This is a genomic window from Protofrankia sp. CiP3, assembly GCF_917627345.1.
Lineage (GTDB): Bacteria > Actinomycetota > Actinomycetes > Frankiales > Frankiaceae > Protofrankia.
The window spans coordinates 11,948-32,703 of the sequence record NZ_CAKJTM010000015.1; the positions used below are offsets into that span (position 1 = coordinate 11,948).

Genomic DNA, 20,756 nt, shown 5'->3' on the forward strand with positions numbered 1-20,756 from the left:
CCCGCGCTGGCGCCGCTGCCGTGGCGAGTGCCTGTGGTGGGCGTGGGTGGCCATGTTGACGACCAACCGCCTGGGTGCCGCCCGCTTGGAGCGGGCCATGTCCGGCTGCGTCGGCGGACTGGGTGTGCCCGCGGACTGCTGTGCCCGCGGACACAGCCGGTCGTCAGCTATGCCGGGTGGTCTGCCGGGCACGCGAGTTTCATGGGATGATGTCACTCTGTAGTCAGTTTTGTACGGAGAGAACTGATGGGGGGTGTTGAGTCTCGTTGCCGCGCCCGTCGGAAAAGGTTGCGCGACGGTTGTCACCTTCTGCGACAGGATGACCGGGTGCCGATCCGACGCCAAACCTCGTCAACCCGCACGCCGCGGCGTGCTCAGCCGATGCTGCCACTGCCGATCCGCAATGCCGGCCAGACAGCCAGGAGCCGTGATGTACCAGCGCCGGCATCATGCGGTGGCTGTAGCGCCCGGTGGACCGAGCCGGACGCCACACATTGCCGGATCTGTCATGCCACCTGGCAGGACCTGCAGGGGTTCGATGCGCATCTGGCGGAATGCCAGCCAGGACTCGTGATCCGTTCTGGTCGGGCGCCGCGGCGCTGACCATCGGATCACCTGCCGGGGCGGCAGCCCCGCAGGGCGTCCCCTGTCAGGGCCGACCGCTTCGCTGAGGAGTGGACGGCTCGACCGCGTCCGAAAGAGACCTCATCGACGTGACCCGCGGATGTTTTGTCCGTACCAGGGCGGTTTTCTGTCGCATCCAGGCCGGTTGGCTCGCCGAGCGCGTGGAAAAGGCGCTATCCGCCTGCCGGCCCGGTGCGCCGGATGGCGAATTCTGGCTCGTCGGCGCTGCCTGTCCTGCCATTGTCGGATGTGGTCGACAAGCGGCCGGCAGTCATATTTGTAGCATTTTGTCCACCGCTGGTGAATGAAAGGGCTCGTTGGCGGCCAACGGCTGGCGGCCAACGGCTGCGGTCGTGATTCCTGCGCGTGCTTGGCGGCGCCTGGATTCTGGCACCCCGTCACCAAGGGTCACAGCTGGCGTGTCGACCCGCAGCGAGAAGCAACATACGCCCATCTGGAGTTGGTCAGTGCCACAACTGTCCAGCGATTTGACGTGACTCTCCGTCGTTGTTCGTCGAGGCAGCTGTAGCGTCCAGCGATCACCTCGTCCACAGTTGCGTGGGCGCAGTCCGGGCTCTGATACCAGCACCAGGGTCCGTTCTCGCAACTGGAGAGGCGGATCAGGAGCTGGTAGCCAGTTGCCGGGCCGGACCGCAGGTTGAGGTGGCAGCCGTTGGCGGCGGTGGGGAGCGCATACCAGTGCGTCGCGGACAGCGGGATACCTGCCCGCCGGCTTTCGGCGGTCGCGGGCGAGCCCCAGGACACGGCCATGGACGAGAGCAGGAGGCCTAGCGCCAGTATGAAACTCTGGGCGAGCCTGCGTCCGCCGAGCTTGAGCGGCTCCGGCAACAGGACTGGATTGCCGGGCGCTCTTACTCCGCGAACCGTGAGTTTGACCGTCTCGGGGCGGAACGCACCGACCGGGAACATGACACCTCCAGGACCATGGATCATTCACATGCCGATGGAGGAGGTTCTATCGTGGTTATCGCTCTGTGTAGTGCTACGGCACGCCGTGTGCTCTGAAAAGAGCCTGGTCAGCGTGCGGCCTCGGGCAGCGGGCCCACTCGCTGCTCACCTATGGCGAAGGCGGCGAAGTCGATGGTGGTGCCCGTCTCGGGCGCGAACGACCGGTCCCCGCCGCCGTACACGGCTGAGAACATGATGCCGCCGATGCGGACCTTGTCGGAAATACGTGGGTTATAGCCGTGTTCTTTGACGGTTTCCTTGTTGTCGATCCAGACATCCAGCAGCCCCTGAGAGAATGTCTCGAAGTTCATGCGGACACCCTGCTCGACACAGATCCACTTGTTAAGCTCCCATGTCCATGACTTCTTGCCGGAAACTTTGACCGGTGCGTCTGGGCGGGCGGTGTTCGAGTAGACGATCCCTTCGCCTTCCTTGCGCCAGGCGAACCGGCTGGCGAAACCGCTCCGGTCGGAGTCGGTACGTTGATCGTTTCCTTTGTTGTAGATGACTCCGTAGAACCCGGGGAGCTTCCCTCCTTTTCTAAAATCAAAATCATGTGGGAAGCGCACATAATAGCGCAGGTACATTTCGAAGGTCGGTCGGCCCTCCATGGCGACGAAGAGCTGGCTGCCGCCGTAGGTGTTGCCATCGTTGTAAACCTGGGCCTTGGGATCGTTGAACGTGTCGCCCGCCGGTAGTGAGACCCGGACGATCTGCTGGAAGCGGGGGTCGTCGGAGGGCAGTATCTGCGCCCGGTCCAGGCCGAAAGTCGCGCGTTGCTGCGGAGTGAGGCCCTTGCCGAAGAAGTCCGCCGCGCCAGTGTCCAGGAACCGCGGTGCCGCGCTCGCGCTCGGCGTCACTGAGGGGTCCGGCGGGAGGGTCTCGCTGGCCGGGTCGAAGGGGCGCTTGGGTTTCGAGCAGCCCGTCGCGGCCACGCCCAGCAGACCGAGTGCCGAACCGAGGACGGCCCGTCGGGTCCGGGCCGGTGGTGACGGAAGAACGATCGTGCTGTCAGCGGACCGGACGGCTGGCGGACCAGATGTTCCAGGCTGGCAAAATCCGTTCTTGTCGTTCATTTGTCGACCCCCGGCGGTCCGCCACTGAACTCACAATTAAGTGTGACTGATAATGGGGGATGCGGTATTGCGGGGCTGGGGCGCGCGGCTCGCGTTATCGCTCTCTGGGCATCGCCGCGTGGTGCCCAGGCGCCCCGCCTCGTCGGTCGACGCCCAATACCTCCGGCGCATCCTCCGCCGTCTCGCGATGCACGCACCCCAACCCCGCTCTTTGATTCACGCCTCTGTTGCCGGGCGCTCTAATTCCGGAATTATTTTACCAATTATACCAGTGTGGCGAACTCATCAGATATCGGGTCGCGGGGGCTGCCTGCTGGGCGGCGATCTCAGCATGCCGATCTGGGATTTTATGAGCGCGACCGGCAACAGGGGATGCGGCATCGCGGGGCTGGGGTGCGCGGCACCGGGTGGGAATCCGCGGCGCGGACCGCGGCTGGTCGGGATCCGGGTAGGTATCTCGCGGCGGGCGCGGGCGTCGCGCCCTGTCTGCCGGGCAGCCAGGCCGGAGCGCCGTTGCGGTCATCACATGGCGCTCCGGCTGGTGCCGACAGACCCGCCGAAGGGGCTTGAGGTGGAACGGGCTGGGGTGAAGCGAGCCTACGGCCGGCCGAGCGCGTGGTAGTCCCACCCGGCGGCACGCCACTGGACGGGGCTGAGGGCGTTACGACCGTCGATGATGACGCGGGCCGAGACGACCGCGGTCAGCGCGGCCGGGTCGAGCTCGCGGAACTCCATCCATTCGGTGAGGTGCAGGACGATGTCCGCGTCGGTCGCGGCATCCACGGCGCTGTCGGCGTACGTGAGATCAGGGTAGGCGCGCCGGGCGTTTTCGATGGCGGCCGGGTCGTGCACCGCGACGGTTGCGCCAGCCTGGTGCAGGGCGCTGGCCACGGCGAGGGCCGGGGAGTCACGGATGTCGTCGGAGTTGGGCTTGAAGGCCGCGCCGAGGACCGCGACCTTCTTGCCGGTGACGTCACCACCCAGGAGCCTGGTGGCGAGCGTGACGGTGTGACTGCGCCGCCGCAGGTTGATGGCATCCACTTCGGCCAGGAACTTCACCGACTCGCCCGCGCCGAGTTCGGTCGCGCGCGCCTGGAAGGCACGGATGTCCTTGGGCAGGCAGCCGCCGCCGAAGCCGAGGCCGGCGTGCAGGAAGCGGCCGCCGATCCGGGTGTCGTAGGAGATGGCTTTGGCCAGGTGGGTGACGTCGGCCCCGGTGACCTCGCAGACTTCGGCCATGGCGTTGATGAAAGAGATCTTGGTGGCGAGGAAGGCGTTGGCCGCGACCTTGACGAGCTCGGCGGTCGGGTAGTCGACGACGACAAGGGGAGTCCCGGCCTCGAGTACCGATCCGTAGACCCGGCGCAGCGTCGCCTCGGCCGTGCCATCGGCTGTCACGCCGAAGACGAGCCGGTCCGGGCGCAGGGTGTCGTCAACCGCGAAGCCTTCCCGCAGGAACTCGGGGTTCCAGGCGAGCTCGACCCCGGGCGCCTCGGCGGCCAGCCAGTCGGCGAGACGGGCAGCGGTTCCGGCCGGGACCGTGGACTTGCCCACGACCAGCGAACCGGGGCGAAGCCCGCCCGCGATCAGCCCGCTGACAGCGGAGTCGACGTAGCGCATGTCCGCCGAGTTCGAGCCGGGGTGCTGCGGTGTCCCGACACAGATGAAGTGGACGTCAGCCCCGGTGGCAGCTTCGGCGAGGGAGGTCGTGAATGACAGCCGGCCGGACTCCAGGTTCTTCCGGAGCAGCTCCTCCAGCCCTGGCTCGAAGAAGGGCACTTCACCAGCGGCGAGACGCGCGATCTTGTTTGGGTCAACATCAACGCCGATGACCTCGAACCCGAGCTCCGCCATGCAGACCGCGTGGGTCGCGCCCAGGTAGCCGGTCCCGATTACGGAAATTCTCAACGGACTAACAACTGTTGTCTCTTCCATGATATAACGTAAACCCCCAGCTGGCAGTAATGTTACTTTGGGTGTCGCGGATTTGACATGATCCGTTAACGTTAGGCAAGTCCGGGTCATGTGCCGCGGAGAAGAAAGATTATGCTTGCATCTGGTGGAGCTAAAGTAAAACTACTCAACGTGATCGGCGTTTTTTGTAGCAGGGCAAGTGCGTTCGGTAGCAACGAGACCCCCGGTGTGTCTGCGATTTGCATCACACTGCTAGCGTCCTTCCAGCACTGCTATGGGGGGTGGGGGTTGTTTGGCCCGCACACCTGACGACCATTCTTTTGGCCGACATGATGAGGGCGGGCCGGCGGACATCTACTTTCTCGGGTAGGTCTTTCGGCAAGCCTCCGGAGGGAAACCGTTAGGCAATGGACGCGCTCAGTTCCGTGATCGACCGCATCGGATCGTACTGGGGGCTTGTTCCTCTCGGGATCGCTGGAGTGATCTCGTGGTCGGTGTGGTTGTTCCGACGGGTATTGTCTTCTCGCTACAAGCCGACCGAGAACGACTTCCGCGCCTCGACGTCCGTCGTCGTCCCCTCCTTCCGGGAGGACCCTGACGTCATTGAGCGTTGTCTCAAGACGTGGCTCGACCAGGATCCCGATGAGATCATCATCGTTCCAGACGTCGAGGACACCGAGCTCATCAGGCGACTGACCAGACACGCCCGCGACAATCCGGTCATGCGGGTGATTCCGTTCGTGCACGAGGGGAAACGATCAGCGCTGGGTGTCGGTATCTCCGCGGCAACCAAGGAGATCGTGGTCCTCTGCGACTCCGATACCGCCTGGGAGCCGGGCCTGCTCGCCGCCGTCCAGATGCCCTTCGTCGATCCCAAGGTCGGCGGGGTCGGTACCCGCCAGAGCGTCTACAATGCGCGTACCAGTGTCTGGCGCAGGGTAGCGAACTGGCTGGTCGACATCCGTTACCTCGACTACGTGCCGGCGCAGGGCAGAGCCGGGGCCGTGGCCTGTCTGTCCGGCCGGACGGCGGCTTACCGCCGCGAGGCCATTCTCCCCGTGCTCCACAATCTGGAGAACGAGTTCTTCCTGGGCCGGCGCTGTATCGCTGGGGACGACGGCCGCCTCACCTGGCTCACCCTGGCATCCGGTTACAAGACCATGCACCAGGATTCGGCCCGCGCGATTTCGATGTTCCCGGACGGGCTGAAGCCGTTCATCAAACAGCGGGTGCGGTGGAGCCGTAACTCCTACCGCTGCTATCTCACGGCCATCTACAAGGGCTGGCTGTTCCGGCAGCCGCTGATCTGCCAGATCAGCGTTCTGCAGATCCTGCTGACCCCGGTCACCATGGGGGTGGCCATGACCTACCTCGGGTTCTGGATAGCGCGCCCGCAGGCGAACGCTCCGCTGATTGCCATCGCGTGGCTCCTGGGTGGACGTGCCGTCCGTGGGTTCTCGCACCTGCGGGAGCATCCGCGGGACATCTTCATCCTCCCGGTAGTTGTTTTGATGATCGTAATTGTCGCCCTTCCGATCAAGACATGGGCGTTCATCTCCATGAACAAGCAGGGCTGGCTGACCCGCCGCGCCGACCTGATCGGCGGCGAGGGGCAGTCGGACGCGTCTGTTCGGATGAGTCAAAAATGATCGGAGTTTCATGATCACCCCGATGTCCGGACTCTCCGCTGCTCGGCGTTTGCTGCCCGATGCCCGTCGCCGTCCGCGGCACGGCGCGCACGCGCGAGCCGGTGGCGCGCTCGTCGGGATGTTTATGGCGGTAGTCTCAGGTCTCGCGTTCACTCCTGGCATTGTGGGCACCGCGGCAGCCGCGCCGCTGCCACCGCTGCCACCGGTCACCTCCGCGGATGCCAAGCAACAGTCCAACCTGGTCGATACCGAGGACCTCCGGCTGCGGTCGATGTTCGCGAAGTTCGGCGTGCTGAAGGCGCCGTCCATCGTGCAGACCCAGGGCAGCCTGCCCACCCTGCTGCTGCCGGGCCGCCCGGCTCCCTACACGGTCGAGGACGTCGTTGCGGCCGGTGGCATGCGCAAGGACGTCGACGGCGCGCTCCTTGAGCTGACCAGCATCGTCGTCGGGCCGAACGCGCGCTTCATCATCGACCAGCGCTTTGGGACGCTGCGGCTCGCCAGCAGCGCGGCTGGGTTCGTGGCGCTGACCAGTTGGCGTGGTGCCATTGAGATCAATGGTAATCCCCAGCAGCCGATGAATGTCATCTCCTGGGATGTCAAGGAGCTCAAGCCCGATCTCAATCCGGTTGACGGGCGTGGCTACATCCGCACGATGGGTGGCGAGCTTGTCGTGCGTAATGCGCGCGTGGCCAACCTCGGCTTCTGGAACGGCCGTACCGGTGGGCTCGCCTGGACGGGCAGCAAGGGGCAGCCCAGCACCGGCGGAGCGGCCAACTCCACGTTCATCAACAACGTCTGGGGTGCCTACATCTCCGGTAGTGAGGGCATTCAGATGATCAATGTCCGGCTGGAGGGCAACGACCGGGCCGGTCTTGCCGTTCACCGGGACGCGGTCAGCACCCTCATCTCCGGCAGTACCGCCATCGCGAACCACGGTGACGGCATCACCATCGACCGTGCGTCAGGCTCCCGGGTGATGCGCAGCACGATCTCTGGCAACAGCGGTGACGGCATCACCTTGGACGGCCGCGGCATCGGCCTTGTCGCCACCGCCACCGGGGTACAGATCAATCAGGTCAAGGGCACCGTCATCGAGGCCAACAAACTGACCGACAACGGCCGCTACGGCATTCGCGTCCTCGGCGGTGAGGATGCCTCCGTCCGTGGTAACACGGTCGCGGGCAGTACCGTGGGAATCGTCATCAAAAGTGGCGCGAACGGCACTCAGATCGTCGACAACACGGTCAGCGGTGTCACCGAGTCCGCGATACAGGTGGGGCCGGACGCCAAGCGGACGGCGATCACAACCAACAAGTTGTCCGACGGCCGGATGGGGATCATCACCCAGGACGCGCCGACGAATATCATCAGCCGGAACACGATATCGGGGGCGACTGAGTTCGCTGTCTCGATCCGGGGCCAGGCCGACGGGACGACGATAGGTAACAACACGCTGTCCGGCCGAGGCTGGCGTGCGGTGGACATCAACAAAGCTACTGGGATCACCGGCGCTGCCCTTACCGGTAACGATGTCTCGAACTGGATTCCACGGGTCGAGCGGCCCTGGTATTCAATCTTCGAGCGGCACCCCGCGTTGTTTGTCTGGTCCTTCATGGCGCTGCTGCCGATTCTGGGCTGGCGCATCCGGCGCCGCTGGCGCAAGCGGGCGGCGGAGCATCCCTATCCCGAGTCGGATCTGCTCGTGCAGCGGATGAACAAGGTGAGTGATCCGAAGAGATCCGCATTGGCAGCCGTTGGCGTCAAGGATGCGGCGGTGCCCGTTGGGGCAGCAGCTGCCATGCCGTCCGCTTCGCCGCCGGTTTCGGCGGATCCCGAACGGATGCCGATGGTTCCGGGGCAGGCCAGGCCCCGTGTGCCGAGCCACCGCGGAGCGGCCGCGGAGCAGCGGCCGGGGGGCAGCCAGCCCCGGCCCGCCGACGCGCCCTGGTTCGATCCTGGTACCTCCGCTGCCGATCCCGGCGCCGCACTGGTGCCTGCGGCCCTGCGGACACCGCTGGACGGCCCGACGGAGACGTTCCAGCGCCGGATACCGGAGCGGGCGCATGCCCCGTTCAGCCAGGATGACAACCCGACCATGGACGTGCGGTTTCAGCGTGACCGGATCCGGGGGTACCAGGACGACCCGTTGAACGGGCACGGGAATGGGAACGGGAGTTTTTATGGGAACGCTCATGGTTACGACGACGACTTCCAGCCGGCGATCCGGCCGGAGCTCGCTCCGTCAGCTGACCGATTCCCGCAGTGGAACGCTCACCCAGCTGAACCGCAGGGCTATCCGAATGCCGTTGATGAGGACACCACGACCATAGTCAGTGACGAAGGCGTGTCAGTGGTCAAACTCGACGCCGTCGGGCCGGCTCGGGCGATGATTTCCTACAACAATGGCCGGAGCCGCGACCGTCATGGGCGAAAGGACCCGGAGTGACGCCTGTCGCCATACGCCAGGGGCGGTTGCGGCTGTTTGCCACGGCCACCGCGGCCGTAGCGATCGCCACGGCGACCGCCTCCTGTCATGGTGACGATGCGAAATCGGTCGTGCCGGAGGCGCCCACCGCGCTGGCGGACGGGGTCGCGCTCTCCGGCCAGGCGCAGCAGGCTGTCTGCCCGCCGGGCGCTCCCACCGTCCACGACGCCGCCGACCTCGAGAGCGCACTGGCCTCGGCGGGCCCAGGCGCTGTCATCCGGATGGCCGACGGGACGTATACCGGCAGGTTCGTCGTCACAAAGGCCGGTACCGAGGGCGCGCCGATCTGGCTGTGCGGTTCGACCAACGCGGTGCTGGACGGCGGGGATGACGCCGACTACGTTCTGCATCTCGATCATGCGTCTTTCATCCGGCTGGTCGGTTTCAGCGTCCGCAATGGCAAGAAGGGCGTGATGGCGGATGCCACCCAGCACAGCGTCATCGCCGGGCTGAGCGTCAGCGCTATCGGGGACGAGGCCATCCACCTGCGTGACGCCAGTTCGGACAACCTGGTGACCGGAAACACCGTGCGCGACACCGGGCACCGGTCCGCGAAGTTCGGTGAGGGTATCTACATCGGCAGCGCCAACAACAACTGGTGCAAGATTTCGAACTGTAACCCGGACGCCAGCGACCGTAACTTCATCATCGGCAACAACATCGCTGGAACGACCGCCGAGAACATCGACGTCAAGGAGGGAAGTACTGGCGGTCTTATCTCGGGGAACGTGCTGTCCAGCGACAGGATGACCGATGACGGCGGTGACTCGTGGATTGACCTCAAGGGTAACGGGTGGATCGTCGAGAAGAACACGGGCAAGGGCGGCGGGGCGCTCAAGGACGGCATCCAGGAACACGTGGTGAAGGAGGGATGGGGCCGCCGCAACATCATCCGGAACAACACGCTCGTGGTGAACGCGACCGGCTTCGGAATCTACCTCCATGACAAGGACGTCGGGAACGTGGTCGGCTGTGACAACCAGGTTGTGGGCGCGGTCGCGGGTTTTTCCAACGCCACCTGCTCCTGACCGTGGCCCCGGCTGACCGTGCCCTTCCCTGCTGCGCCCAGCCTGACCATCTCCGGTCCGCGGGCTGACCCCCGGATTCACCGCCAGGACCGGACGCTCAGGGGCAGGACAGCTGGCCGTCAACTCAGCTGGTTCCGCCTCCCAGCACCTGCCGGGTGACTTTTCGCTCGGCCACGAACGACAGGAACGGCACGGTTCCCGCAATCATGATCGCAAGAGTGTGGACGGGGCGAAACCGGCAGCGCGATGCCAGGTCCACGGTCAGGGCAAGATAAATCATGAACAGGAACCCGTGTAGCGGACCCACGGTTTCGGCCACGACCGGCGTGCCCGCCAGGTACTTCAGCGGCACGCCGATCAGCACGAGGGTGATCAGCCCCACGCCCACCACGTATGCCAGTACCCGGAAACGCAGCAGTGCGCCACGGATCGCCTGCTCGCTGTAACGGCCTGTCCGGCCGCTGGCTGTCGACAACGTGGGCGAAGCCCGGAGGGCATCGAGCGCGGTGTCATCGGCCGGGCTGCTCACCGCGTCCTCGGCCCTGATGACGTGTCCCGTTCGTGCAGCGCGGCAAGATAACGGTTGTACGAGGCCAACTCCGCTTCACCCTCCTCGTCGTCGATGGTGCTCTCGGTCATGTCGTCGATGGTGAGCCGGTAGGCATCGGCGCGAGCCGCGCCATCCGCTCCCAGCGGGGGCGCGCTTCTCGGTTCGGTTTCCGGTGCCGGCGTCGGGTGAAGTTCCTCACGCAGCATCTGCCACCAGCCGAAGACCACGGCAGCAGCGAAGATCGGCCACTCTACTCCGTAGAAGAGGTTCTGCAGCGTACCGCGTGCGGACTGCCCCTTCTCCCACTGCCACCAGCCGAGTCGGGCGAAAAGGCCGATCAGGAAGAGCGCGAGCGCATGGCGGAACAGCCACGAGGGTGAGAAGAGGACTCGGCGCACGTCTGTGACGCTACCTCCGGTCCATGCCCGGTGGGGCGGCCTGCTCGCCCCGGCTGGGGGGGGTTAGCGAGGAACGAGCAGGCCGAAACGCACGGAACGGCGTTCTGGTCGATCATGAAGATCTCCAGGGACGAACCATCCGTACGTTCACATGTCCAGTCGCTCCAGCTCGCTGGATGGTTGCCGCGTCCGGGACATCTCTTTGCGGTTGTGGGACGGGCCGGTTCGGCCACTGTTGCCCGGCGCTCCTAATCCTCGAGGAGTACGGCCGCGGCAAGTGCGATCTGTCCCGAGGACGCCGCTCCTGACGGCCACCGGGACGAGGTCCCGCCGTCGCGTTGGAACCCCTGGAACTGGCCATCACCGTCCCTGTCCCCGGCCGCGGCCGACACCGTGACCGTCAGGCTGCGCGGCCCGGTGACGGCGCCGAAGCTGATCCGGACAACCGTGTCGGCCCAGCGGCCCGCCGGAGGTGCCGCCAGCGACGCCGGGGGGCCGGGCTGTCCGTCGAGGGTGGCTTGGACCTCGCCGCGGACTCCGAGGGTGCCGAGATACAGGTCCAGGTGGCCGTCCGCGGCCGCCGCCAGCGAGACGGTCAGTTTGAGCTCACCGGAAGCCGGTACGGCCAGGCGGCCGGTGTAATCCCTGCCGGTCGCCTGCGGCCTGCCGCCGCTCCAGTCGAAACGGCCCCTCGTTCCGGTCACCGCCGTCGGGCTGGCCCCGACAATGCCGAGCTGGCCGATGAGGGGGTTGCGAAGGTCCGCGCGCGCTTGTTCCCGGACGGGGAAAGTGTTCCCGAGCCCGTAGAGCACCCAATCTCTACAGTTTCGCAATGGAAGGGTGATTTTTTGTGTTGGAATTGCGAATGAGGAGATTTCGATCTGTTGATCGTCGGTGATCGATGTCGTTGCCGTGGCCCGGGGGGCGGCGGGCGTTGTGGTATTTGTCGCGAATGGCGCCGCGGTCGGCTCAGCCTGGTCCGGCCCGTCCAGGGGGGAGTTCGTGGGTGACGCTGGCAGCGCCGGGGAGTGGGGCGATGCTGAGGTCGAAGGCACTGGTGCCGCTATCGCGGTGATGGGTCGGCGGTCGTCGAACGGTGGGATGGCCCGTGCGCCGATCAAGGTGATCGCGGCGATGCTCAGCATGCCGGTGGCCATGCCGATGACGATCATAGTTGGGCGGCGCGGAAATGGCCACGCGGAGCGGCTCAGCCTCGATCGCCGGCCGCTGCGTGGCGCTGAGCGCGCGCGTTGCCGGCTGGTGTGGGGAGCACGGGCGCGATCGCCTGGCGATGGCGTGCCGCCAACCGCCCTGGCCATGCGTCCGCGGATTTCGGCGGTGTTCGGCTCGTGCGTCAACGCCGCTCTGGTCAGCGCGGCCGGCAGCCATGACTCGGCCTCGATGTGGGCGTGGCTAGCGCGGTTGGCGCGGCTGCCACCGTGCCCGCGACGGGCGCCTGTCACGTGGCTTCTCCTCCCCGCAATCGCGCCGGTGGGTCAACGTCCCGCCGCGGGCGCGACAGCCCCTTGCGCGCGCCTGTTTTCGTCCCTCCTCTGGCCGGGGGGGTGGCCACCGGTGGGGACGGCGCCGCCCACGCGGTCTCATGGGCGCTTGCCGCCAGCAGCCGTTCCAGCTCGCCCGCGCCCTTGGACGTCTGGCTCTTGACCGTGCCGACGGATATTCCCAGGGTGCGCGCGGTCTCATGCTCTGACAGGTCGAATGCGTAACGGAGCACCACGCATTCCCGTTTGCGAGCGGGAAGCGACATCAAGGCGGCCCGGACGTCGACGACGGCCGGTACGTCGGTGTCGACGCTGTTGGTCTCGGCCATGTTGCCGAGCATCCCCAGACCGCGCCGTTCGCGCATGATCCGCCGCAGTCGGCTGGTTGCCATGTTCGCGACGGTACGGCGCATGTATGCCAGGGGATTGTCCACCTGCCGCACCCTGGCCCAGTGCCGCCAGGCCGCGGTGAAGGCGTCGGCGGTGATGTCGTCAGCCGCGTCGTGATCGTTGGTCAGCAGGTAGGCGAGCCGCGCGAGCTGGCGATGATGCTGTTCGAAGAAGACGTGGAACTCCGCTTCCGGGCTGGCGGACCTGTCACCATCGGTGTAGTTGTCCCGTTCCAACCGGAGTGCTCCTGTAGCTCGTCCGATGGCCGACGCGTTCCCGGCGGTTCGATGATGATCGAGGGGTAGCCCCGCGGGCAACGCAGTCGAAGTATGTCTGACCGCCAGGGCGCGGTCTCGATCGGGTTGGCGTAACTTGGCAATCCGACAACATGGTATGATCAAAATTTTTCTTATATAGAGCTACGTGCCGTAGCTAGATGTTTACTTTATGTAGCTACATGTAACGTACGCTCGTTCGCCGCCGCGGTGAGCGGGGTCCTGATGAGTGGGCCGCGGCCGTTTTTGGATCTCGATGGTGATGTTTCCTCGCACCGCCGGCTAGGGTACTCCCGCGCATATGGTTGCGCCGCGCGTCAACGTTCAACCCAAGCAGGCTGTTCGTCCCCACCAGCCTGGCACGCCACCCCCGCTTGATCCGGACGTTCCCGTTCCGGACGATCCGGGCCCCCTGCTGCCGGACGCCCCAGACCTCCCGCCCGCGCCGCACGAACCGTCGCCGTACACCACGCCCGCTCCGGCGGAGCCCGAGCCCGAGCCGGCATGCTTGCCCGCGCGGGATGCCCTCGGTATCCCGCGCGGGCCCTGGCCTCTGGACTGGTTGTGGCCTGGGTTTCCCGCGGCGTAAGAGCGACCGGCAACAGGGGGCGCTCTTATCGCGGGGCTGGGATGCGCACCTCGCGTCATTCAGCGCCATGAGCCCCAGCCCCAGCCCCAGGCTGCGGCGCGCGGAGGATGCCGGCGGCTCGTGCCCAACCGCCGGGTGTTGGGATGATTCGTCGTCTGTTACTCTGGGTACAGTATTTATGTTCATAGAGTAATGCCATGGGGTGCTGGAGGTTCACGGATGTCGATGGTGAAGATTGATCCTGTCGGTACCGGCGAGAACGGATACGCCTGGCGCCTGTTGGCCGCGGCCAGCGACGCGGCAGGTATTCCGGTCGCCGATTTCGTGATCGCTCATGCCACCAGGGCGGCGACCGACGTCCTAGCGGACCGTCGGCTCTTCTGCCTCTCGACCGAACAGGAAGATAGCCTCGGCGCGCTGGTTGCGAAGCCCCCGCGACTGCCGGCGGGGCTTGCGAGCCTTCTTCAAACAGCCGGGCACGGCAGCGGCGCGCACGGGTTCGATGATATTGAAACGCTTGCGTCTCATCATCGCTGTTCGGCGTTCGACTGCGGATCGTTGCCGACAACGACCTGGTTGCGGGAACAGGCACTCGCCGCGGCGCGGAGCGGGCGTAACCGGGTGCGGGTCATCCGGCGGGGCTCCGGAGACGATGTCGCTGGTTATTACGCGCTGTCCAGCGGCAGCCTGGTGGGGGATGGCGGACAGACACCGGTATTGATCATTTCTAGGGTTGGTGTCGACCTCGCGGATCGCCACCGCGGCGTCGGCCGGGTACTTGTGGCTGATGCTCTGCGGCAGGCCGCGTATGCGGCGGGACCAGCCCACACACCCATCCTCATCATTCATGTCGAGGACGCCTCGGCTCGGGAGTGGTGCCGAAAACTGAAGATTTTCTCCGGCTCGCCGTCGGACCCCTACCATCTGTTGCTGCGTGTCTGTGATCTGCGGCTGGCGATCCCGTCCTGAGCGTGGCGCCGGAGCGCCGCCGCACACGGATACCGTGTATCTGTGCATGCCGTGACAGTGATGTCGCCAGGTGGCCCTGAGGTCATGTCCTGGGCCGAGGTGGCCGATCTGCCCCTCCCTGGTCCGGGTGAGGTGGCCATCGAGGTGGCCGCCTCCGCAGTCAACCGGGCTGACCTGCTGCAACGACAGGGTCTCTATCCGCCTCCGCCAGGCGCTTCCCAGGTGCTCGGGCTGGAGTGCTCCGGCCGGGTCGCGGCGGTTGGTGACGGCGTGACTGCCTGGCGGGTTGACGACGAAGTCTGCGCGTTGCTTTCCGGCGGTGGGTACGCCACCAGGGTCAACGTGCCCGCCGCCCAGGTGCTGCCGGTGCCGGCTGGTGTGTCGCTGGTGGCGGCGGCCGGGCTGCCCGAGGTCGCCGCCACCGTCTGCTCGACGGTGTTCGGGCTGGCCGGCCTGAGCGACGGTGAGGTGTTCCTCGTGCACGGCGGAGCGTCGGGGATCGGCACGTTCGCGATCCAGGCGGCGCGGGCGCTCCGGCCGTCGACGACCATCGTGACCACCGCGGGCAGCCCGGTGAAGCTCGCCCGGGTCCGCGAGCTCGGAGCCGACTGTGCTGTTTCCTACCGGGACGAGGACTTCGTCGCCCGCCTGAAGGAGTTCACCGACGGCCGCGGAGCGGACGTCATCCTCGACAACATGGGTGCTTCCTACCTGGCTCGCAACGTGGCCGCGCTGGCCGTCGAGGGGCGGCTCGTCGTGATCGGGCTTCAGGGCGGCGGCAGGGGCGAACTGAACCTCGGGATGTTGCTGGCGAAACGGGGCGTCGTGCACGCGGTGTCATTGCGTGGCCGGCCGGAGGCGCAGAAGGCGGCGATCGTGGCGGCTGTCCGCGAACGTCTCTGGCCGGCGGTCGAGGCAGGGGCGATCATGCCGATCGTTGATCGGGTGTTCCCGATTGAGCGGGTCGCTGACGCGCACCGGCACGTCGAGGCTCTCGGGCACGTGGGCAAGGTCCTACTGGCGCTGCCGGGTTCCGAATACTCCGAATACTGCTGAAAGTGGCCAGGTCGGGACTCATCTCCATCCTGCTCGCATGTTTGCCGGAGCGACCAGGCAGGATGGACCCATGGCAGATCAACCGGACCCACAGATTGTGATCATTGGACCGGACGGTGCTGTGAACGCCGCTACGGCGGGTGCCAGCTCACGGATGGCGCCGGCTGACGTCGGTGGCGACACGGCCTCGTCCCCGGTCCCCGGCGGCGGCGCTGACGGCGGCAGCGGCGGTGACGGTCACGGCGACCAGTCGAACATGCTCATGGAGATGGTGTCCCAGCCGGACAAGGTTATGCGGATAGGCTCGATGATCAAACAGCTGCTGGAGGAGGTGCGGGCGGCACCGCTGGATGAAGCAAGCCGGCTCCGCCTCCGGGAGATCCACCGTAATTCGATCAATGAGCTCTCCAGTGGCCTCGCGCCTGATCTTCAGAACGAGCTGGGCCGGCTTACTCTCCCCTTTGACGAGACACAGACGCCGAGCGACGCCGAACTCCGGATCGCTCAGGCCCAGCTCGTCGGCTGGCTCGAAGGACTCTTCCACGGCATCCAGACGGCGCTGTTCGCCCAGCAGATGGCCGCGCGGGCCCAGCTGGAGGAGATGCGGCGGCGGGCGCTGCCGAGCGGTTCCCAGTCCGGAGAGCAGTTCGGTCGCGGCGCCTATCTGTAGACGCCGGCTGTATGCAGCCGGCTGGACATATCCATAGGTGATATATCCATAGGTGCGGTCCGCGCGGCCGGACTGGGCCCGTGTCATGGGTTTGCCACCCGGTCAGCTGGCGGGGCTGACCGAGCTCATGTTGAAGTCGGGGATGCGCACAGCTGGCATCCGCGCAAGCGTGAACCAGTCCGCCCATTCGCGTGGAAGCGTCCGGACCGTGGTCCCCACCTCGGTAAGCCGGCCCAGCAGGTCCACCGGGCTCTCGTTGAAGCGGAAGTTGTTCACCGTGCCGGTGACCTCGCCGTCCTCGATCAGGTAGACGCCGTCACGGGTGAGCCCGGTCAGCAGCAGGAGCCGCGGGTCGACCTCGCGGATATACCACAGGCAGGTCAGCAACAGCCCACGAGAGGTTTTCGAGATCATCTCGTCCAGCGAGGCGGTCCCGCCGCCATCGAGGGTCAGGTTGTCGATGAACGGGGTCACAGCCTGGGCGCTGGCGCGGGCCGACGCTCGGGTCTGGAGCAGCGCGGTCAACGTGCCGTCCGTGATCCAGTCGGTGCGCCGCAGCGGCAGCCCGTTGTCGAACACACTGGATGTCGCGGATGAGGATGTCGCGATGACGAACGGTGTCGCTGACAGCTCCGGGTCGAACGGGTCGCTGAACAGGTGCAGGCCGGGCGGGCCGAGTGGCTGACCGATCCTGGTCCCGCCGCCGGCCTGGCTGAAGACCGTGCGTCCCTCGGCCGCGTCGCGGCCAGCCGCCGACCAGTAGGCATAGCTGAGCAGGTCCGCGACGGCGGACGGTGGCAGCAACGTCTCATAGCGGCCGGCCGGCAGATCCACCGAGCGTGCGGCCCAGGCCAGGCGCTGGCGCAGGAGGGCGTCGGTGTCCGGCACGGACACGTCGGTGAAATCGTGTGTTGACTGGCCATGCCACACCGAGCCGCCGGGCGTTGCGCTCTTGGCGTTCCATTCCACGGAGCCGGACGGCTGGCTGTGGCGTAGCCGAAGCCCCGCGGAGGTGCCGAGCCAGGTGGTGGTCAGCTCGTGCTGAGCGAAGCCGAACAGGCGGCGCCCGTCGGCCCGCGCCGCGTCGAAGGCGTCGCCGAGGTCGCGGGCGAACTCGGCGAACACACCGGTGCTGGTGCGCTGCGCGGGGTCGGCGAAGGTCGCCGCGGCCTCCGCCACCGCGCGCGCGGCCGCCGCTGTCCCGCCGTACGAGCCCGCCTGGGTGGTGCCGGCGTCGGAACCAAGCAGCTCGGCGTAGTCGTCGGCGTTTTCAGCCTCGCGGGCGTCAGCCTCGGACAAACGCAGCAGCTTCGTCAGGGCGTCGCCGTCGGTGACATCGCTCGCGGAGCGGACCCCGAACGCGCGGCCCACCACGCTGATCACGGTGACGGAGCGATCCCGGGCCGCGCCGTTGGTGGTCAGCGTGTTGTTGGCCCAGCGGAGGTTCACCGTGCTCGACTCGTCGGCGATCACTACGCAGCCGTCGGCCCGTGACGACGCCAGCGCCTGTTCAACAACCTCGTGGGACCGCAGCGGGCTCACCGGCCTGCCTCTCGCTGGGTGTTAAGGACGTTGACGCCCCGCAACAGCACGGACGGACAGCCGTGGCTCACCGCGGCGACCTGGCCGGGCTGGCCCTTGCCGCAGTTGAACGCGCCGCCCAGGACATAGGTCGCCTCGCCGCCCACGGCTTCCAGCGACCCCCAGAAGTCGGTGGTGGTCGCCTGGTAGGCGACGTCGCGCAGCTGCCCGACGAGCTGGCCACCACGGATCTCGTAGAACCGCTGGCCGGTGAACTGGAAGTTGTACCGCTGCATGTCGATCGACCAGCTCTTGTCGCCAACCACGTAGATCCCGCGCTCCACCCGGGAGATCAGTTCCTCCGTGGACGGACCGTCCGGTGCCGGTTGCAGTGACACGTTCGCCATCCGCTGGATCGGCACGTGCCCGGGGGAGTCCGCGAACGCGCAGCCGTTAGAACGACCAGTGCCCAGGGCTGCGGCGTTCTGCGCGGCCATCCTGCGGTCAAGCTGGTAGCCGACCAGGGTTCCGGCGCGGACGATATCCCACTGGCCCGCCTGCACGCCTTCGTCGTCGTAGCCGATCGTCGCCAGGCCGTGCGGGGCGGTGCGATCGCCGGTGACGTGCATGGCGGGGGAGCCGTAGCGCAATGACATGATCTTGTCGAGGGTGGCGAACGAGGTGCCCGCGTACGCGGCTTCGTAGCCGAGCGCACGGTCGAGCTCGGTGGCGTGGCCGACCGACTCGTGGATGGTCAGCCACAGGTTGGACGGGTCGATCACCAGGTCGTAGTGGCCTGCCTCCACCGAAGGCGCCCGGCTCTTCTCCGCCAGCAGGGACGGGATCAGCGCGATTTCGGCGTCCCAGTCCCAGCAGCCCGCGGCGGTGCCCGCCACCAGCCATTCCCAGCCGCGGCCGACGGGTGGCGCGATCGTGCGCATGGTCTCGAACCCGCCGGCGGCGCGATCGACACAGGTCGCCTCGAGCTGGCAGATCACTCTGACCCGTTGTTGGGTGGTGGTCGTCCCGGCCAGGTCCGCGTAGAACTTGTTCTCCATCACCTGCCCGAGCCTGCCGTCGACATGGTCGACCTCCGGGGCGGCCAGCAGCGTGCGGCACAGCCCGCCGACCCGTTCGATCTTCTCGGCGGTCTCGATCGTGAACGGGTCGACCGTGTAGGCCGACACCCATACCGCGTCGGTGTAGACGGGTTCGTCGGCCAGCTCCACCGGTTCGCTGTTGAGCGGCCGGGCCACCCGCGCGAGTTCAACGGCCTCCTTGGTCACCCGGACCGCTTCGTCGGTGGTGAGGTCGACGCTGGCGGCGAATCCCCACGTCCCGCCGTGGACGACCCGGACGGCGAAGCCGGCCGACTGGCTGTCGCCACGGCTTTCCAGACCGCCGTCGCGGAACGACAACGACGCGTCGCGGGTCCGTTCGATGCGGATGTCGGCGTGGGTCACGCCAAGGTCGCGGGCGGTCTGCAGCGCGGCGTCCGCGAGCGCCGCGCGGGGCAGCGCCAGGAAATCGGGATCAATGTCATGGGACGGTGGATGGGAGGCGCCCGGGCCGGTGCCCGTGGCACCGCCCATCCCAGCGCCCCCCGCCGAGGTGGTGGCAGATGTGGCCATGACCTCATCCTGGCCTCCATCAAAATGATCTTCTTCAATGGGCAAGCTCAGGGGAAGATGCGTTCGATGACGTGGGCGACACCGTCGGCGTCGTTGGAGGCGGTGATCTCATCGGCCGCCGCGAGGACGTCTGGATGGGCGTTGGCGACCGCGACAGCGTGCCCGGCCCAGGCGAACATCGGTAGATCGTTCGGCATGTCACCGAAAGCGATCGTGTTCCGCGCGGGCATGTTGTACTGTTCCGCGATCTCCGCCAGGGCGACACCCTTGGAGACACCCGCGCCGGCAATTTCGACGAGATCGTGACTTGATGTGGTGACCTCGGCCGCCGAGCCCGCGATCCGTACGATCGTGGCCCGGGCGCTGGCCAACATGATCTCACACAGCTCCCGGCGGACCAGCAGCTTCGTCGCGGGCATTGTCAGGAGAAGTTCGGTTATATCCCCGACACGCTCGTGCGGATCGGGCCATATCGTGGTGAAGGCTGGTTCCCGTCCGAACTGGCTGCCGCTTTCCACCGCGAAAGACGCGTCCGGTATGGCGGCCCGGATTTCAGTGGCCAGGCGCAGCGCGGTGGTGACGTCCAGCGTGCGATGCCTGACCACGCGATGGCTGTCCAGATCATAGGCGATTGCGCCGTTAGCGCAGATTGCCAGGCCCGACGCGCCGGTCTGGGCCACGATCTCGGCCATCACCCGTGTCGGGCGGCCGGTGACGAACACGACGAGCGCGCCGGCGTCGCTGGCCCGATGCAGCGCGGCTCGGGTACGAGCGGAGACCGAGCCGTCTGTTCGGATCAGGGTCCCGTCGAGGTCGGTGGCGACGAGCGCGGGATGGAACACAGTCGTTCAGTAAACCGCATGCGGATCGGGGCCGGCGGCGGATTGTGGTGGTCGGGCGGTGGATTCGTGCACCCGCTCCCGGGCTGGCCCCCGCCCGCTCGGGGCGGTGGTGCGTTACCATCTGGGTGGTCTCCCGATATGTTCACGTCCGGCTGGACGAGGCTTCCTGGCTGCGGGAAGCTCCGTCGTGGTGCTTGTCGAGCGCGGGCCTGCCGGATTCCGGACAGCCCGGACAGCGGACAGATCCTTTCAGCGGCCAGAATGATCATTTTTGTGACCGGTGGGAAGGCAGGGTCTCCGCGACGATGAAAACGTACGATGAACTGTATCTGGAGCTGGCTGGAAAATGGCGTGAACGAACGCCTGGATCGGGTAGCGTCGCAGCCCTTGAGAAAGGGATTCACCATATCGGGAAGAAACTGCTCGAAGAGGCTGCTGAAACCTGGATGTCGGCCGAGTACGAGGGGTCCGAACGGGTCGCGGAGGAGTTGTCACAACTGCTGTACTGGAGCCAGTTGGTGATGATTTCCGCGGGTCTCACCCCGGCCGACGTATACTCAAGGCTGTAACAGTGGGCCTGCTGTGCGCAGCCGGTGCCAAACCGTGACACGGGGG

General features: G+C 66.6%; 17 protein-coding genes. 7 read left to right on the top strand and 10 right to left on the bottom strand.

Going from position 1 to position 20,756, the window contains the following annotated elements; genetic code table 11:
• Positions 1-1,032: 1,032 nt before the first annotated feature.
• From MJ797_RS08215 to MJ797_RS08225, 3 genes are all read right to left on the bottom strand, one after another.
• Positions 1,033-1,554, bottom strand: coding sequence for a hypothetical protein (locus MJ797_RS08215; RefSeq protein WP_239333387.1), 522 nt, complete (start codon positions 1,552-1,554; stop codon positions 1,033-1,035).
• Between the two features lie 107 nt (positions 1,555-1,661).
• Positions 1,662-2,528 carry a DUF3558 domain-containing protein gene (locus MJ797_RS08220; RefSeq protein ID WP_239333389.1) on the bottom strand — a complete coding sequence of 289 codons (867 nt, stop codon included), beginning with the start codon at positions 2,526-2,528 and terminating at the stop codon, positions 1,662-1,664.
• Positions 2,529-3,266: 738 nt separating this feature from the next.
• On the bottom strand, positions 3,267-4,604 hold the full coding sequence (locus MJ797_RS08225; RefSeq protein WP_239333391.1) for a UDP-glucose/GDP-mannose dehydrogenase family protein: 1,338 nt from the start codon (positions 4,602-4,604) through the stop codon (positions 3,267-3,269).
• 386 nt (positions 4,605-4,990) lie between these two features.
• On the opposite strand from MJ797_RS08225, the gene MJ797_RS08230 reads away from it, so the two are divergent.
• Genes MJ797_RS08230 through MJ797_RS08240 form a run of 3 tightly spaced genes read left to right on the top strand, consistent with a single transcriptional unit; the run spans position 4,991 to position 9,748 of the window.
• On the top strand, positions 4,991-6,232 hold the full coding sequence (locus MJ797_RS08230; protein ID WP_239310423.1) for a glycosyltransferase family 2 protein: 1,242 nt from the start codon (positions 4,991-4,993) through the stop codon (positions 6,230-6,232).
• Between the two features lie 10 nt (positions 6,233-6,242).
• Positions 6,243-8,681 (top strand): nitrous oxide reductase family maturation protein NosD, encoded by a 2,439-nt coding sequence (locus MJ797_RS08235; RefSeq protein ID WP_239333393.1) that lies wholly within the window; start codon positions 6,243-6,245, stop codon positions 8,679-8,681.
• A complete protein-coding gene (locus MJ797_RS08240) occupies positions 8,678-9,748 on the top strand; it encodes a right-handed parallel beta-helix repeat-containing protein (RefSeq protein WP_239333395.1) in 1,071 nt (356 codons plus the stop codon). The genes MJ797_RS08235 and MJ797_RS08240 overlap by 4 nt, the downstream gene beginning before the upstream one ends.
• 124 nt (positions 9,749-9,872) lie before the next feature.
• On the opposite strand, the gene MJ797_RS08245 is transcribed toward MJ797_RS08240, so the two are convergent.
• The 4 genes from MJ797_RS08245 to MJ797_RS08260 form a co-directional block, all read right to left on the bottom strand.
• The gene (locus MJ797_RS08245) at positions 9,873-10,277 is read right to left on the bottom strand and encodes a DUF3817 domain-containing protein (RefSeq protein WP_239333397.1); all 405 of its coding nucleotides are present in this window, start codon (positions 10,275-10,277) and stop codon (positions 9,873-9,875) included.
• Positions 10,274-10,696, bottom strand: a complete 423-nt coding sequence (locus MJ797_RS08250; RefSeq protein WP_239333399.1) for a hypothetical protein — start codon at positions 10,694-10,696, stop codon at positions 10,274-10,276. The genes MJ797_RS08245 and MJ797_RS08250 overlap by 4 nt, the downstream gene beginning before the upstream one ends.
• A 248-nt stretch (positions 10,697-10,944) precedes the next feature.
• Positions 10,945-11,508 (bottom strand): hypothetical protein, encoded by a 564-nt coding sequence (locus MJ797_RS08255; protein ID WP_239333401.1) that lies wholly within the window; start codon positions 11,506-11,508, stop codon positions 10,945-10,947.
• A 647-nt stretch (positions 11,509-12,155) separates the two neighbouring features.
• Positions 12,156-12,824 carry a SigE family RNA polymerase sigma factor gene (locus tag MJ797_RS08260; RefSeq protein WP_239333403.1) on the bottom strand — a complete coding sequence of 223 codons (669 nt, stop codon included), beginning with the start codon at positions 12,822-12,824 and terminating at the stop codon, positions 12,156-12,158.
• An 847-nt stretch (positions 12,825-13,671) separates the two neighbouring features.
• Between MJ797_RS08260 and MJ797_RS08265 the strand changes: the two genes are divergently transcribed.
• From MJ797_RS08265 to MJ797_RS08275, 3 genes are all read left to right on the top strand, one after another.
• The gene (locus MJ797_RS08265; RefSeq protein WP_239333405.1) at positions 13,672-14,421 is read left to right on the top strand and encodes a DUF1778 domain-containing protein; all 750 of its coding nucleotides are present in this window, start codon (positions 13,672-13,674) and stop codon (positions 14,419-14,421) included.
• A 42-nt stretch (positions 14,422-14,463) separates the two neighbouring features.
• A complete protein-coding gene (locus MJ797_RS08270) occupies positions 14,464-15,477 on the top strand; it encodes an NAD(P)H-quinone oxidoreductase (RefSeq protein WP_374581739.1) in 1,014 nt (337 codons plus the stop codon).
• A gap of 70 nt (positions 15,478-15,547) precedes the next feature.
• Positions 15,548-16,147, top strand: a complete 600-nt coding sequence (locus MJ797_RS08275; protein WP_239333409.1) for a bacterial proteasome activator family protein — start codon at positions 15,548-15,550, stop codon at positions 16,145-16,147.
• Positions 16,148-16,249: 102 nt separating this feature from the next.
• Here MJ797_RS08275 and MJ797_RS08280 read toward each other — a convergent pair whose 3' ends face one another.
• From MJ797_RS08280 to MJ797_RS08290, 3 genes are all read right to left on the bottom strand, one after another.
• Positions 16,250-17,689 carry a metallopeptidase TldD-related protein gene (locus MJ797_RS08280; protein ID WP_239333411.1) on the bottom strand — a complete coding sequence of 480 codons (1,440 nt, stop codon included), beginning with the start codon at positions 17,687-17,689 and terminating at the stop codon, positions 16,250-16,252.
• Positions 17,686-19,260: a TldD/PmbA family protein gene (locus tag MJ797_RS08285; RefSeq protein ID WP_239333486.1), complete on the bottom strand. Its 1,575-nt coding sequence runs from the start codon at positions 19,258-19,260 to the stop codon at positions 17,686-17,688. Before MJ797_RS08285 ends, MJ797_RS08280 begins: the two co-directional genes overlap by 4 nt.
• A gap of 86 nt (positions 19,261-19,346) precedes the next feature.
• Complete coding sequence (locus MJ797_RS08290) at positions 19,347-20,141, bottom strand: Cof-type HAD-IIB family hydrolase (RefSeq protein ID WP_239333413.1); 795 nt, start codon at positions 20,139-20,141, stop codon at positions 19,347-19,349.
• 305 nt (positions 20,142-20,446) lie between these two features.
• On the opposite strand from MJ797_RS08290, the gene MJ797_RS08295 reads away from it, so the two are divergent.
• Positions 20,447-20,710, top strand: coding sequence for a phosphoribosyl-ATP diphosphatase (locus MJ797_RS08295; protein ID WP_239310411.1), 264 nt, complete (start codon positions 20,447-20,449; stop codon positions 20,708-20,710).
• Positions 20,711-20,756 lie beyond the last annotated feature (46 nt).